General features: G+C 35.6%; 12 protein-coding genes and 1 tRNA gene. 7 read left to right on the forward strand and 6 right to left on the reverse strand.

Annotated features, from left to right (window positions below; genetic code table 11):
- The first annotated feature begins 369 nt into the window (after nt 1–369).
- Nucleotides 370–873: a DUF456 domain-containing protein gene (locus tag Q0983_RS11695; RefSeq protein WP_299553200.1), complete on the forward strand. Its 504-nt coding sequence runs from the start codon at nt 370–372 to the stop codon at nt 871–873.
- A gap of 260 nt (nt 874–1,133) precedes the next feature.
- Here the strand turns inward: Q0983_RS11695 and Q0983_RS11700 are convergent, their stop codons facing one another.
- The 3 genes from Q0983_RS11700 to Q0983_RS11710 form a co-directional block, all read right to left on the reverse strand.
- Complete coding sequence (locus tag Q0983_RS11700; RefSeq protein WP_299553203.1) at nt 1,134–1,808, reverse strand: response regulator; 675 nt, start codon at nt 1,806–1,808, stop codon at nt 1,134–1,136.
- Nucleotides 1,809–1,819: 11 nt separating this feature from the next.
- Nucleotides 1,820–3,655 carry a sensor histidine kinase gene (locus Q0983_RS11705; RefSeq protein WP_299553206.1) on the reverse strand — a complete coding sequence of 612 codons (1,836 nt, stop codon included), beginning with the start codon at nt 3,653–3,655 and terminating at the stop codon, nt 1,820–1,822.
- 615 nt (nt 3,656–4,270) lie between these two features.
- Entirely contained in the window at nt 4,271–5,278 is a 1,008-nt protein-coding gene (locus tag Q0983_RS11710) for a LacI family DNA-binding transcriptional regulator (protein WP_299553209.1), read from the reverse strand.
- Between the two features lie 305 nt (nt 5,279–5,583).
- On the opposite strand from Q0983_RS11710, the gene Q0983_RS11715 reads away from it, so the two are divergent.
- Nucleotides 5,584–8,160: a TonB-dependent receptor gene (locus Q0983_RS11715; protein ID WP_299553212.1), complete on the forward strand. Its 2,577-nt coding sequence runs from the start codon at nt 5,584–5,586 to the stop codon at nt 8,158–8,160.
- Nucleotides 8,161–8,263: 103 nt separating this feature from the next.
- Here Q0983_RS11715 and Q0983_RS11720 read toward each other — a convergent pair whose 3' ends face one another.
- Nucleotides 8,264–8,845 (reverse strand): DUF4468 domain-containing protein, encoded by a 582-nt coding sequence (locus Q0983_RS11720; RefSeq protein ID WP_299553215.1) that lies wholly within the window; start codon nt 8,843–8,845, stop codon nt 8,264–8,266.
- 157 nt (nt 8,846–9,002) lie between these two features.
- Here Q0983_RS11720 and Q0983_RS11725 point away from each other — a divergent pair, with 157 nt between their 5' ends.
- Entirely contained in the window at nt 9,003–9,596 is a 594-nt protein-coding gene (locus Q0983_RS11725; protein WP_299553218.1) for a hypothetical protein, read from the forward strand.
- Nucleotides 9,597–9,714: 118 nt separating this feature from the next.
- On the opposite strand, the gene Q0983_RS11730 is transcribed toward Q0983_RS11725, so the two are convergent.
- The gene (locus Q0983_RS11730; protein ID WP_299553220.1) at nt 9,715–10,269 is read right to left on the reverse strand and encodes a transposase; all 555 of its coding nucleotides are present in this window, start codon (nt 10,267–10,269) and stop codon (nt 9,715–9,717) included.
- A 960-nt stretch (nt 10,270–11,229) separates the two neighbouring features.
- On the opposite strand from Q0983_RS11730, the gene Q0983_RS11735 reads away from it, so the two are divergent.
- The 4 genes from Q0983_RS11735 (at nt 11,230) to Q0983_RS11750 (ending at nt 14,895) form a co-directional block, all read left to right on the forward strand.
- A complete protein-coding gene (locus Q0983_RS11735) occupies nt 11,230–12,540 on the forward strand; it encodes an MBOAT family O-acyltransferase (RefSeq protein WP_299553223.1) in 1,311 nt (436 codons plus the stop codon).
- A gap of 4 nt (nt 12,541–12,544) precedes the next feature.
- Nucleotides 12,545–13,531, forward strand: coding sequence for a hypothetical protein (locus Q0983_RS11740; protein ID WP_299553226.1), 987 nt, complete (start codon nt 12,545–12,547; stop codon nt 13,529–13,531).
- 87 nt (nt 13,532–13,618) lie between these two features.
- Complete coding sequence (locus Q0983_RS11745; protein WP_299553229.1) at nt 13,619–14,233, forward strand: class I SAM-dependent methyltransferase; 615 nt, start codon at nt 13,619–13,621, stop codon at nt 14,231–14,233.
- Nucleotides 14,234–14,433: 200 nt separating this feature from the next.
- Nucleotides 14,434–14,895 carry a hypothetical protein gene (locus tag Q0983_RS11750; protein ID WP_299553232.1) on the forward strand — a complete coding sequence of 154 codons (462 nt, stop codon included), beginning with the start codon at nt 14,434–14,436 and terminating at the stop codon, nt 14,893–14,895.
- A 192-nt stretch (nt 14,896–15,087) separates the two neighbouring features.
- Here Q0983_RS11750 and Q0983_RS11755 read toward each other — a convergent pair.
- A tRNA-Asp gene (locus Q0983_RS11755) sits at nt 15,088–15,161 on the reverse strand.
- Nucleotides 15,162–15,232 lie beyond the last annotated feature (71 nt).

Below are 15,232 nucleotides of genomic sequence, written 5' to 3' on the forward strand. Positions count from 1 at the left end.
TTTCATCTGTTTAAATTTTATTGTTCTACATAGGTCAGATGTAATTCGCCATTAAACATTTTGGTGGGTATTCCGTTTAGTTATTATGGCTCATTTCATACGTTTAAATTTTAATCATGTAGGTTTCATTTTTCAAGGATTTATCTATTCAACTAAAGATTTAGTTTCAACAAATATAACTAAAATTTTAGTTTAAACTAATTTTTTAGTTAAAAATGTAACATTTAGACTTTAATAGCGTCTTACTTGAGCATAAACAACAGAATTTAAAAAAAATTTGTTGTTTTGGATTCCCGCTTTTACGGGAATGACAATTTCAACGGAAACCCGGACGCATGGCGCCCAGGAATTCTTATATAATTAATTTATATGGACCTCATTTTAATAATCCTTGCTGCCCTGTTTATGGTTTTAGGGCTCCTGGGTAGTTTTCTACCGGTTTTACCCGGTCCGCTGACCAGTTGGGTCGGCTTACTGATTCTTCACCTGTCCAAATCGGTGCCCATGGATAAATCGTTCTTAATAATCACCCTGATTATTGCCGTACTGATCTGGATATTGGATTATATTATTCCGGCCATTGGCACCAGGCGTTTTGGCGGGACCAAATACGGTATGATAGGCACTTCCATCGGACTCATTATCGGGCTTATTGCCCCTATTCCATTTGGTGTGATCATAGGCCCTTTTGTTGGTGCTTTTCTTGGAGAGCTCATTAACAAATCAGATTCCAAAAAAGCCATGAAAGCTGCTTTTGGCTCTTTTATAGGTTTTATTACTTCAACCTTTATAAAATTTATAGTGGCTATTGTCTACCTTGGACTCTTTATAGGCATCATTTGGGATAACAGAACGGTTATTTTCACCTTTTAAAAGAAGTGACCCTGTGGGTCTCTCACCTCCACAGGGTCTGTAAATTGCTATTATCAACAAAAAAAAATTGAGGGATTAATTAATTTTTTTGAAGTGTTGACAAACAAATATAATTAATACGCTTTTATTTTAGCTGTGGAAAAACCGTAACGCCTTTACGGTTTATAGGTAATTTTCAGATATAATAATGGTTTTCAGGCAGAAACAAAAGGCAAGTTTTTCAAAAAAACTCCGGGACCACTCTTTAAAAGTAGTACATCTTATACAAAACCTTTCTTCCGGGCCTCATTCAGTAAGGTCTCATCTTGTCCGTCCTCTACCGAAAAAAGGTCTTTTAATTGCTTTTTGCGCTTCTCAACGGCACTTAATGAAATGTCTAAATGGGCGGCCAGATTTTTGGTCTTCACACCCTGTGATAACAGGTGCAAAATCTTACGGTTCTTTTCATCAATGACAATATCACTCGCAATAGCTTTTCTGATATGGCTGTTTACCGTTCCGCTGTAAAAGGGCGGATTATTAAGTACGGCCTGAAAAGCACTTGCCAGCTCACTGGAGGTTAAATCGCTTTTAATTAAAAACCCCTCCGGATTAATGGTCTTGATAATGTTATGGATCCTGAAAGATTCGTTGAACATGGTAAGGATCACAATTTTAGCTTCCGGTAAAATCTTCCTGGCATATTCGGCCAAATCTTCACCGGAATTCATAGCACCGTCTGACGAAGGCGGTAAACTTATATCAACAAAAAGCATGTCATAGGGCCTTTCATTTCTAATGGATTTTTCCATATAAGATATAGCCTCATCACAATTATTGGCGATATCAATGAATAATTCCTGGGTGTCCTTTTTAGTGAATTGTAGGGTGTTCTGATAACCTTCAATAATCATTGGGTGGTCATCAATCATTAGGATTTTTATTTTCTCAATCATAAAATTAGTCCTTAGGGTATGGGAACTTCTATATTGACTGTTGTACCTACATCTTTTTCAGATGCGATGTTGAGTGCTCCGCTAATTTCATTAATTCTTGAATTCATATTCTTCAGGCCAATACCTGATTTTGCCTTATTAACATCAAAACCGGAACCATCATCTGCTATGGTTAAGCAAATTACATTATTTTTTAGTTTAAAACTAATATTTACATGAGAAGCCCTAGCGTGTTTATAAATATTATGGAGGGTTTCCTGTATGATCCTGTAAATGTGGATCTTCTTTTTATTAGTGACATCATCCCAATGGATCGTATCATCATGCTTTAATTCGTACTGCAGTTTATAAGCAATGGATTGTGTTTCCACCAGGGTTTTAATAATATCAATAAACCCGCCGCCGGATACAAAATCTGTATTTAATTCATGCGACACCTTCCGGATGTCCTGCTCAATATCTTTTAACTGTTCTATATACTGCCCCCTGGTTTTTACAGCTTCCGGGGTATTGTTAAAATTCAGGCTGTCCAAACTCAGCCGTGTCCCGAATAAACGCCCTAACACCCCATCATGGAGTTCTTCGGAAATTCGTTTTTTCTCCTGGGTCCTGGCTTCTTCAATGCTTTCGTTTTGAGATAACATGAGGTTATAGATCTCTTCGTTGGTTTCCTGTTGCTTTTGAACAAACTGCAGCTCTTTGTTCTTATTGCGCTGCGTGATCACCAAATACAATAAAAAGGAGGCTATAATGACCACCACCGAAATAATGAGCAGCCACATACGCTCTTTGGCGATTCGAATGTTTTCCTGTTCTATTTGATCGGTTTCAAAACGAATTCTGGCAAATTTATTTCTAATAGCTCTTTCGTTTTTAAGTAAACTATCACTTATCCTTACATAGTCCTTTAAATACTGCGCTGATTTTTCTCCTTCTTCTATTTCAGAAAGTAATAAAAGTGAAACTAAGTAATCATCGTTATGATAATTCTCAGCAATATCTTTAGCTCTATAAGCAAAATACTTTGCTGAATCCTTTAAATTAAGATCGTTATAATATTCAGCTAAATGCTGGTTAATAATAATTGAATTATATCCTCCTGGATTTATGCTATCAGTAATTTTTAAAGCATAAAAATATAGTTCGGGCAATTGATCTCGTTTTTGGGACAAATACAAAGTATGTGCATAATTATCTAAAACTAAGGCATAAAAATCTGGACGCTCTTTGACTAAATTTTTGTTCGATAATATTTCTTCATACTTACTTGCAGCAAGTTCATAGTTTCCTGATTTCTTATAAGACAAAGCCAAATTATTCCTTGTATTATCAATTGTAGCCTTATTATCACCTTTTAGACTTCGTTTTAATCTCAATGCTCTATCGTAATACGAAATGGACACATCATATTGACCTAATTGTCCAAAAGCAAGTCCTAAATTGTTATATATAAATGATTTGTATTTCGTAACATTATTTGTCTGCTTTAATGATTCAAGTAATGAAATAGCTTCTACCGAAGTAACTTCACAACCTGTGAAGTCTTTTTCATTACATTGAATAACCGCTATCCCATATAGGGTCATAGCAGTTCTTAATTTGTCATTTTTGTTTTTATAAATTTTCTCCGCTTTGTGATAATGGTAATAGGCACTATCCCCTAAAAAATTATATCTGTAAATTTCTCCAATCTTATAATGTGCATTGGCAATTAAAGAAGAATCCTTTGTTTGGGAATTTAAAATTGATTTTTGAATAGAATCAATATTCCTTATATCATTTGCTCTTTGTCCCTGAGTCAAACAAATAGAAAAGAAGATTAGTAAATAAGATAATTTAAACTTCAAAAATGAGGGATTAACTATTTATTCAAAAATATCTATAATTTTTTAATTAATTAAAAACAAAAAACTCCTTACAAATTTGTAAGGAGCTTCAAATTATTAATATTATCAATGTAGTCTTAGTCTTGGACTCCACCTCCTGTAAATGGTGCCGTTTGAGGATCATTACTAGTAAGTACATCATCTTCGTTAAGGTCTTGTTTAGTACAAGATACTAATGTTGCGAAAACTACGGCTACGATTAAAGTAAATTTTAGGGCTTTCATATTAATTTGATTTAAGGTTAAAACTATTTTTCTCTATTTAAATTTTTAATAAAATGCTTGAACTAAGACCTTGCTAAACAAAATCTCTGTTGAGGGAAAAATGGAGTAATTAACTTTAAATCGAACGCACAAAAGCGAACCAATTTATCTTTTAAATTTTTGAGGGATTTGACCAAAAATTGGTCTGAAATGGATTAATTTGCTCAATGGGCCTGAGGGGACTATATATCGCTCATTAAGACAAGGCTAAATTATTTTAAGACACCATCGAAAAACAAAATAATCGATAAAGAGCATTTTTTATCGTTGAAATGCATCGATAAACGGTAATTCATCGAAAATAAGCTAAAACTCACCTTAAAGTAGACTTGGTTTTTACCAGGCTGGTTTTCACGATCCTGGTCTTAACATCCTCATTCAAGTGCATATGCTGCAACCTGTGAATTAACATTTGTGCCGCATGGGCCCCAATAATCTTGGCATGTTGCCTGATGGTTGTTAGCCGGGGTAAGGTATGATTTGAATCGGCTTTACTGGCAAAACCTATTACCGATATATCTTTAGGTACTTTTCTTCCTAAATTAACGGCTGTATTGATGGCTATAATGCCTGATGAACTATCGGCCGCAATCACGCCGTCAATAGCTTTATTCTTTTTAAAGAAGGATTTTATTTTCTTTTGGTGATCATCCTTCTTTTTGATCTTCAGGATCAATGGCTCAAAGCGCTGATCTTCCAAAATTGCCTTGGCATAACCTCTTTCCCTTAACTTACCAACACTTAAGCCCTGAACATTGCTTATAAAAGCAATCTGTTTTCTGCCTTCTTCCAACAAGCCTTTTGTAGCATTATAGGTAGCATCAAAATCATCAACAATGACTTTGTCGCACATCACATCATGCGCCACCCTGTCAAACATCACAATGGGCAATCCCTGGCTTATGGTTTTTCTAAAATGTTCTACTTCATTTTTAAGCTGGGTCTCTTCGGCTACCGATAAAATAAAGCCGTCAACACTACCATTGGCCAGGATCTGAAGGCTTTCCTTTTCTTTTTCCAAAGATTCATTTGAAATACAGGTAATGATATTATAGCCCAGTTTAGTGGCTTCTCTTTCTATACCAAAAAGTACTTTAGCTAAAAAATGATTTAGGATATTAGGTATAATAACGCCAATAGTCTTGGTTTTATTCTGCTTTAAGCTTAAAGCTACTTTGTTGGGTTTATAATTGTAAAGTTCGGCCAGTTCCTTAACACGTCTTACCGTTTCTTCTCCAATCTCTTCACTGTTATTCAGTGCTTTAGAGACCGTTGAAATGGAAACATTCAACTCTTTTGCCAACTGTTTTAAAGTAACCATACTTATTTAACCTAATTAATCCGGAGCACAATTTACAAAATTACTTTAAGCAAAAAAGCAATTACACTATTCTTATACGTCTCAGACACTTTAATTCAAAAAAACTTTTATTGCCTAATTTAAACCTTTTGCTACTTAAATAGTCTTTTAAGACTATAACCTATACAAAGCTTATACAGTACATTTGTACCTTACAAATTAACAGGTTAAAACATAATGGCTAAGCGTAAATAATCTACTTTTGCCACTTAATGAGGCAGCAACTTTATTAGAAACCATATCATTCAAAAACTAAACGATCCCTAATGACAAACAAACTTTCAGTCTCATGCTTTCTCTTTTTATTCACTTTATTTGCTTTTGCTCAAAAGGGAAGTATTCAAGGAAGCATAGTTGATAATGACTCAAACGAATCCATTCCATTTGCTACCGTGGTTATTTTAAACGCTGCTTCCGAAACGGTTTCAGGAGCCATTTCATCAGACGACGGCACTTTTAATGTTGATAACCTTAAATTAGGAACTTACAGGGTACAGGTATCATTTATCGGCTATGAAACTACTGCAGTAGATAATGTAATCATCACAAAGGACTCTCCCAATGCCAACGTTGGAACCATCTTATTGAAGCACCAACTGGAATCATTAGATGCCATAACCGTTAATGCCCAGACCAAAACAGCTACCACTAAAATTGACAGAAAGGTTTATAACGCCAATGATTTTGCTACGGCCAAAGGCGGAAATGCTGCTGACGTTTTAAATAAACTACCTTCTATAACCGTAGACCCAAACGGTAATGTTTCGGTTAGGGGCACCAGTGATTTTATGGTGTACCTAAACGGCAAGCCAACCAACATCAAGCCTTCCGTACTATTGGGACAGATCCAATCCAATAACATTAGTAAAATTGATGTTATTACCGTACCAACAGCACGTTATGATGCCCAGGGCAAAGGTGGTATCATCAATATCTCCACCAGGAAAAATATCAACCAGGGACTATCGGTTTCTGTTAACGGTTTATCAGGCGGTGCTCCGTGGGCCAACTTAACCGATGACTATAGTGGCCATGACCTGAAAGATGACCGTTATGGCGGCGGATTCAATATGACTTACGGAAAAAAGAACGTCACACTTTACGGCGGATTCAATTATAATATGAAAAACGTCAACGGAAAGCGTTCGGGTGAAGCCCGGGTTTTTGTCAATGCCCCGGAAGGTGATTTCTTCCATATGAATGCCAATAACGGGCAACGTCCCGAATGGTATGAAAACTATACGGCCAATGCCGGAATTGATATCGACCTGTCTGATTCCAAAAAATTATCGTTCTCTTATTTCTACGGAAATAGGAATGAAGGAAGAGCTGCCTATTATATTTATAACACCTTTTTTGCCGATGCCGACCAATCAAATAAAGATGTAGCTACAGAACAATTTATGTACAACCCCAATGTGGATGACCGATATGGCGAGTACAGCACGTTCAATTTAGATTATGCAGTTGCATTGGCAAATGATGCCAGCTTTAAAATGGCTGCGGCTTATGAAACTTCCAAACTGAGCAGAGCCTTAAATAATAAAAACTATTTCTATAATACCAGGGCGGATGTAGATAATGACATTGCCAGTAATTATGCCAATGCTATTCAGGCCGATGATTATGCTTTGTCTGATAACACCCCTTTAAAAGGTTTACGCTTCAATGCCGATTATGAAAAACAAATGGACGACTCCAGCACGCTTGGCACCGGTGTCCAGGTACAATACACAAACATTGAAGGCGCCTTTAATTTTAGCAACACGCTGGTTACTAAAGACCTGGATAACACGATAGACCTGACAAGAACCGTTTATGCGGCCTATGCCGATTATGCGGCAACCCGGGGAAAGCTTAGTTATATTTTAGGTTTAAGAGCCGAGTATGGCGACCAAACCTTAGAGAACGGCACTACGGATTACGTACCTATTTTCGGATCGGATCTGGAAAAACATTACACCCAAAAGCAACTGGATCTATTCCCTTCGGCTCATTTCAGCTATAAATTAGACGATAAAAACATTTTGACTTTAGCGGGAAGCCGAAGAATAAATCGTGCTTCGGTTACCAAATTAGCACCGTTCTTATACCGTCGTCACTTTGAGGTTTATGTAGTGGGTGACCCGGAATTAGAATCGGAATATTTAAACAATGCCGAGATCACCTATGAAACGGCTGCCGGGAAAAGCTCCTTTAGTTTAACTGGTTTTTACAGGGGCACAGATAATACGGTATTTAGGGTTAACACTGTTACCACCGCTAACGAAAATCCAGAATTGAATGCTATTTTAGGAGAGGATGTTTTAATTCGTTCTTATACCAATGCCGGTAATTCCACCTCCTTAGGTGCTGAATTGAACATCAATGTCATTCCGGATTCCTGGCTTAAATGCTTTATTGGCGGGTCTTTATACAACTACCAAATCAAGGGCGATGTCTTTGGTTTTGACGTTGACCAAAACAGTACCAACTGGTCCTTAAAGGGCAATGCTAATGTTACCTTATCAGATAAACTTAAGTTTAATTATGACTTTAGCAGAATTTCAAACACGGTTACCTCCCAGGGTCAAAATGATGCGTTTTCTGTATCGAACATTGCATTGAGTTACCAACCGTCTGATGCCTGGGATATTGCGGTTAGAGGTTTAGACATTTTTGCCCAAAACGATACCGGCCTGGATACTAATGCTTTTAATGCTTCCAATCAGCAGATCTTCTACCAGGAAACGCTGTATGAAAGAAACGGCCCTGTTGTGGAATTAGGAGTCACTTATGCACTTAATATGAATGGCAAAAAGAAAACGTCAAAAGATTTCCAGGGAAACAAGCACTTTAAATAAGAGCCATTGTTAACTTGAGTTCGGTGTATCGAAATTCAACTTTAAAGCAGTTTTGTCAATGAAATAAACTACTGTCACCTTGAGCACAGTCGAAAGGTCTTAACTACCACTCATCTTCCTGGGCTTTCCCTGTCAGGTAGTTGTTCAAACTCCTGTTCATTTTATTAAATAGATCTTCTATTTGCGAAGCGACTTTTTTATAGCCTTTCTTTAACTGGCCACTAGTGTGAAAACTGCTTTGATTAAACTTGATGCTTGTTTTCTTTTTTCCGGGGCGCTTGTAAGATAACTTCACAGGTTTAAACGTATACTTGCCATCAAAAAACTTTAACTGGATTGTGTAATTTACATCTTCACAAGTATAGGAGTCATCTTCCGTAAAGCAAATGACATTACTGGTAGCACCCTTAAAGCGAAGCTTTTTGGTTTTCTTCTTGTCTTCCGGGCTCCCTTTATCATCCTCATCATCATCTTTATCCGTAACTTCATCAGGGTCTTTGAACTTCTCTTCAAGCCATTCTTTAGCTTTCGAATGCATGGTTTCTTTAGTCATTCCTGTTACCTCAACGGTAACTTCCCGGGGGCTTAATCCGTTTGGATTATACCTAAAACTTGGGTTTTCTTCTTCTTGAGCCTGCAAAAAAGAAAACATTAGAACAACAATAAGTAGACTAAGGTGTTTCATAACGTAGAGATTAATACTATATACCATAAAAGTAAGAAATAAATTAATTGCTCTGTTTAAAAGTATAAGATTCCCTTAATAAAGCTACCGTGCAAGCCTATTGGCCGCAAGTTTAAAAATATTGTACATTTATATGAATTAATTAAACATCCAAACCATGAGGTTCAAATTATTCATTGTGGCAGTGACCATCTCCTTATATAGTGTTTCCCAAAATAAAATTCCGGAAAAAGCATGGCAGATCCATACGGCGGTATTAGGGCTCGAAGCGCCCTTCAGGGAAGGCGCTAAAGTTTACGGATATGACGCTGAAGGGCATTTTGTTGTTTTGAGAGAAGGCACCAATCAATATATCTGTCTTGCCGATGACCCGAACAAAGACGGTTTTCAGGTGGCAGCATACCATAAAGACCTGGATCCGTTTATGGCTCGTGGACGCGAGCTCAAGATGCAGGGGAAAAATTTCAAGGAAATATTTGATATTCGTGAGGAAGAAGTAAAAAGCGGACGTTTAAAAATTCCTTATAATACCACTTTGATTGTGTTAAGGGGTGAAGTAAACCAAGAGACCCATGAGATTGAAAAACAACGGGTAAGATATGTTGTTTATATCCCCTATGCTACTGCGGAAACTACCGGCTTACCGGAAAAACCATTAACTAAAGGACATCCGTGGATCATGAACCCCGGAACTCACAGGGCCCATATTATGATAACGCCAGCCTATCCGGAACTGGACCAAAAGAAATGAGCTATTAAAATTCTTAAAATGATCTTTATAGTTCCATAAAAATACTCCGCAACCGCCAGTTTATAACTGGTGGTTACCTGACTTAACTGATAGCGCGGATTTGTAATCCGTGCCAAGTCTAAAAAATATGTAACATAACAACATTTAACTCGCTATCCAAACTGGCATAATTTCTTGCTGAACTAAAAATATAATCTTCAGGGTTTGAAACAATCTTTTCTTTTACGGGATTGTTATGAATGTAATCTAATTTCTGCTTTATAAATTTATTTAACGAACATATTTCTGCATGGTAGCCGTCTTGCCAAACTTTATATTGCTGGCCTCTTTTTAAATGAAGACAAGCCTTTTTAAAATAATCCAACATCCATTCCCTTCTACTTTCCGGGTAATTAACAATAGTATCAATAATTTTTTTAGACGTAAATTTCTTAAAATCCCTCATAATATTTGATAGCAAGAAGCCTTCTTTTGCCTTACAGAGCATATGGATATGGCTGGGCATTATACAATACGCGTAAACTTCCAGACCCTTATGTTTTTGACAATAGCCAATTGCCTCTGTAATGACAAATTTTTGTTTAAGTCTTGTAAATACATCTATCCAACCTACAGTGGTTATGGTTATAAAATAACCTGTATCGGACATGGTCGCTTTATATTTTGTAGACATATTTTATTTTTTTACAAAATATGAAATTATATCGTATTTAGTAGGGCACGGATTACAAATCCGCGCTATCGAACCAAAAGAAATGAGCTATTAATTTTTAGAGTGATCTTAAAGATAGTAGTTAAGCAGTATCGCAAAAAGTAAAAAGGAGACAAAATTGCCTCCCTTAAATACGCTGTAAAGTTAAAACTTAATGTTAGGGGTAGCTATTAATCCTAAATCAAGAGTAAAAGTTACAGGCCCTGTAAAAATACATTATTAAATTCGATTCTAAAAAAGACCAAATGACGGCCGTTTTAAATTTGGTAAATGGTTTAAATAAAAAAGGCAGACTGCTGTCTACCTTTTTTGCCCCAAATCTACCATAAACTTAACCTACTTATGTTATGGTGCTCCAAACATAAAGAAGTTACTTTAATTATAATACAGATTTCTACAAATCGCTTATTTAATTGTTTAAATGAACTTATTCTTTTTATTTGTAATAGTTTTCAACCATTTCCACACCAATCAGAATTAGGGATAATTAACAGGTTTATAAAGCCGCCTGATGATTTTGACGACTTGTATTCTTTAAAACTAATAACTTCTCAAAGCACAAGCAGTCATCTTTTTTTTGGTTCCTATCCTGATAATTATCTGGGTTGTAGTTCGGGTTTGGTTTTCACTTACAAAAACACATATCTGTAAATAAGTTCGTTCATCGAGTAGGTTTTCAAAATCAACTGAACAAATTTAATTGCCGTTCATAATAAAAAACAATCATAACTAAAAAAATATCTTTAAGTTGCTCTGGCCTAACACTTAGAAACCCTAACTTCTATGTTATTCAATTCATTTGAATTTATATTATTCCTTCCGTTAGTTGTCATCGGCTATTATGTGATCCCTCATAAATATAAGTGGTTGTGGCTTTTGTTAAACAGCTATTTTTTTTATTCCATACATGAACCGGTGCTAATGATCCTATTATTAGCCTCTACAATTACCGATTATTTTTGTGGTTTAAAAATGGAAAATACCACGGTTAAATTTAAAAAACTATATCTGTTATTAAGTTTAACTATTAACCTGGGAATGCTTTTTGTTTTTAAGTATTTAACTTTTTTTACTTCTTCAGTTAATGATCTGTTTACGTTTTTTGGCTTGGAAATCTCTGATCAGGAAACAGCCGGATCATACAATTTTAACAAGATACTGCTCCCTATTGGTATTAGTTTTTATACGTTCCAAACCCTGAGTTATACTATTGATATTTATAGAGGTAAAATAAAACCTGAGAAACACTTTGGCATATTTGCTTTGTATGTAGCATTCTTCCCTCAATTAGTAGCCGGCCCTATTGAGCGCGCTTCAAGATTGATTCCTCAATTAAAGCAAAAATTGCAAACAAATATTATTAATATTAAAAAAGGATTGATCTTAGTAGCCTGGGGGTATTTTTTAAAAGTAGTAGTAGCCGACAGGTTGGGAGTTTATGTTGACATGGCTTTTTCCGACCCTGATTCCCCTCATGGGCTTTCGCTTATCTTAGGAGCTTTCTTCTTTTGTTTTCAAATTTATTTTGATTTTTCTGCTTATACTTCAATTGCCATTGGCATTGCTAAAATTATAGGTATAGAATTAATGCAGAATTTTGACCGGCCTTTTTTTGCTGTTACCGTTAGGGATTTTTGGCAGCGTTGGCACATCTCTTTTATGACATGGTTAAAGGACTATTTATATACTTCTATAGGAGGTTCAAAAGGTTCCAGACTAAAAACTTTGCGTAATATTTTTATTTTGTTTTTTATTGTGGGGTTATGGCATGGTGCTAACTGGACTTTTGTTTTATGGGGTATCCTGAATGCCATACTGCTCATTTTAGAAATTGGTACTTCTTCATTCAGATCAAAACTTTTTAAAAAGATGGGGTTAAAAAAGAGGGTTATTGAACTTATAGGCTGGGCATTTGGCGTGTCCTATATGGTTACTACATTGGTTTTCTTTCGGTCACCGTCTATAGAACACGCCATGATTTATCTTAAAAACATGTTCCAATTCAAAAGCTTGCATGTTAATATACTTGGAAATTACTTTGAATTGTTCCTTTGCCTTGCTTTAATAATAGCCGTACAAACGGTTCATTATTTCAAAGGGAATGACAAAATATACGAGCTGGTCATCAACCAGGCTAAATATAAGCGTTGGTCACTATACCTGGGGTATGTTTTTATAATAGTGTTATTTGCTATTAACAGACAAAACACTTTCATCTATTTTCAATTCTGATTTTATGAAACTTTTTCTAACTAAAATAGTTGTTTATATCGTTCTTCTTGCTGGTGTTTATTTCCTGCTTGTTGATAGATTATCTGATGATTATGTGGATATATATTATAATAAATTCACTCAAAAAGCCGGTGGTTTAATAATTGGGATTTCAAAAGCCAGTAAAGGGATCAATCCGGAGATCATTGAAAATGATTTGAGATCGATTAATTATGATACCCCAATTATTAATTTTGCTTTAAATGTAGGTAACTCCCAATACGGCGATGTTTATTTTAATAGCATTCAAAAAAAGCTTAAGAAAACATCAAAAAAACAACTATTCATTTTATCTGTGTCTCCGGGTAGTTTTTCTGCACCAATCAATATGCCTGTTGAGGATATCATAAAAATGGATGAAAAAACAATCATCGGTAAGGTAGATTGGGTAGACAATGAACCTAACTATAATTACATTATTAATACTTATGATCAGCCCTTGTACAATGCCTTACATAAACATGAAAAATGGGAGCATTATAATGTACATAAAAATGGGTGGTTAGAAATAAAACTAAAAAAATCCCAACTGGATACGCGTAATAATGGGGACATTGCTCATTGGAAATCCGGTGTATTGGACTTTTTTAAAGAAAAAACAAATTCCAGTGAACGTTCTGAATATCGAATACAAAGCTTCATTAAATTAGTGAAGTTTTTAAAACCCCGAGGAGATGTTTTTATGGTAAAAATACCTGAGGACAAAGAGTTTAAAGAAATAGAAAACCACATTTGCCCAAATTTTGAAACGGAAATGGATAGTATCTCCAGAGCACTTGGTGTGACATTTCTAAACTATTCACACTTAACGGATAAATTTACCACCTATGATGGGTTACACCTGGAATCATCAGGCGCTAAAAAATTCACCAAAATGCTTTGTGAAGATATGTTATCCCACTTAAAAAGAGAAGCACTTGCTAAAACAGAAAAACACCCCAATTTTCAATAAAGAAAAAAGGAAAGCAAATTAACTCTCTTTAATCTATTAATTTCCTTACCAATTTGTGTAACTAATAAGGATTTTATAAATTATAGCATGAGGTTATACAATAAATATTTACTTCCAAAAGTTGTTGATTGGGCCTGTAGACAAAAGCCAAATAGAAAACAAAGGGAGAAAATAATACCTCTTGCTCATGGTAATGTCCTGGAGATTGGAATAGGTTCAGGCCTGAATTTACCCTTTTATGATGCTGAAAATGTAAAACACCTCACTGCCATTGACCCCTCAGTTGAGATCTGGAATCAAAATAAGTTTGATATTAAAAAGTTACCTTTTGAATTCAGTTTCATTAAGGCTTTTGCTGATGACATTCCGGTAGACAATAATAGTTTTGATTATGTTGTGGTCACCTACACGTTATGTACCATACCGGATGCCTCCATGGCATTTAATGAAATTAGGAGGGTCATCAAACCTAATGGAAGATTACTTTTCTGTGAACATGGCAAGGCTCCTGATAAATCTGTCCAAAACTGGCAAAACTATATTAATCCGATTTGGAAAAGATTAGGTGGTGGCTGTACACTCAATAAAGACATCCCTGCTATTATCAAAACCAACGGATTTAAAATTCATAAAATGGAAACTATGTACATTCCCGGATGGAAGCCGGCAAGTTTTAATTATTGGGGAAGTGCCGGAACCTAAAATGACACCTTACAGGACACCTACCTTTCTTACTAAGCTTAGTTTTTCTAACTGGAATGGGGTACATTAAGATATTGCAGGGTACTTTTTTAAAAGCATATCGCATTGACCTTAATTAAGTTCCCGGACTAATGCACTCCAGTTAAAATCTCAAAGTATATTTTCAGTATATTTAAAAGTAAAACTTTAATAACTGTATCATGGAACTTCTATTCAATGCTGTCCAAACCATTATTATTATTTTGGCTTCTGCTATTGCCTTATATCAATTAAGGATTAGTGCAAAAAGTAATCGGTCAGAAGCGTATTCCAGAATAGGTGATAAACTACAAAATTTCAATGAACTTACTCTTAAATATGCGAATCTTCATAATATCCTGGCCTTTGATGTTGAAGAAATAAACAGGCTTAAGGGACTGGAGGGAAATGAAGATTTAGAGACTAAACTGCACACCCTGCTAGATGTTCAGCTTGTATATTACAGAGAGATCTTTAATCAGCGTAAGAGGTTTGGGCTCATAACAAATTCTCAATGGGAAACCTGGTCTGAAATCATTAAGCGTTCATTTGACAGACCGTACTTAAGGTTTTACTGGAATACCATTAAATGGCAATATACAAAAGAGTTTAAAGAGGAAATTGAAGTTATTATAAACCAATAATCATTACCAACCCCTCTAAAACAAAAAAGCATCCCAATTCCGATACATCGGAAAAGGAAAGCTTTCCATTGGCTTAGTACCGAATTTATTTCGGTATCTCAACCTTTGATCACGCTAAGCGCGACCAAACAACACAACTTCATTTTATTGCCAAAAAAAGCCTTAAGATTGTTAAGGCTTGAAGCAATTTTGCGGTCTGGACGGGACTCGAACCCGCGACCCCCTGCGTGACAGGCAGATATTCTAACCAACTGAACTACCAGACCGTTGCATGATTGCGGATGCAAATATACACGCCTTTTTTAATATGTCAAATCTTTTTTTAAGTTTTTTAAAA

Origin of the sequence: Seonamhaeicola sp. (genome assembly GCF_028281565.1) — a bacterium.
Taxonomy (GTDB): Bacteria; Bacteroidota; Bacteroidia; order Flavobacteriales; family Flavobacteriaceae; genus Seonamhaeicola.

Bases quoted from the DNA above. Each gene is read 5' to 3' on its own strand.
- Q0983_RS11695 (WP_299553200.1), top strand. From the start codon at position 370: ATGGACCTCATTTTAATAATCCTTGCTGCCCTGTTTATGGTTTTAGGG.
- Q0983_RS11700 (WP_299553203.1), bottom strand. From the start codon at position 1,808: ATGATTGAGAAAATAAAAATCCTAATGATTGATGACCACCCAATGATT.
- Q0983_RS11710 (WP_299553209.1), bottom strand. From the start codon at position 5,278: ATGGTTACTTTAAAACAGTTGGCAAAAGAGTTGAATGTTTCCATTTCA.
- Q0983_RS11715 (WP_299553212.1), top strand. From the start codon at position 5,584: ATGACAAACAAACTTTCAGTCTCATGCTTTCTCTTTTTATTCACTTTA.
- Q0983_RS11720 (WP_299553215.1), bottom strand. From the start codon at position 8,845: ATGAAACACCTTAGTCTACTTATTGTTGTTCTAATGTTTTCTTTTTTG.
- Q0983_RS11725 (WP_299553218.1), top strand. From the start codon at position 9,003: ATGAGGTTCAAATTATTCATTGTGGCAGTGACCATCTCCTTATATAGT.
- Q0983_RS11730 (WP_299553220.1), bottom strand. From the start codon at position 10,269: ATGTCTACAAAATATAAAGCGACCATGTCCGATACAGGTTATTTTATA.
- Q0983_RS11735 (WP_299553223.1), top strand. From the start codon at position 11,230: ATGATCCTATTATTAGCCTCTACAATTACCGATTATTTTTGTGGTTTA.
- Q0983_RS11740 (WP_299553226.1), top strand. From the start codon at position 12,545: ATGAAACTTTTTCTAACTAAAATAGTTGTTTATATCGTTCTTCTTGCT.
- Q0983_RS11745 (WP_299553229.1), top strand. From the start codon at position 13,619: ATGAGGTTATACAATAAATATTTACTTCCAAAAGTTGTTGATTGGGCC.
- Q0983_RS11750 (WP_299553232.1), top strand. From the start codon at position 14,434: ATGGAACTTCTATTCAATGCTGTCCAAACCATTATTATTATTTTGGCT.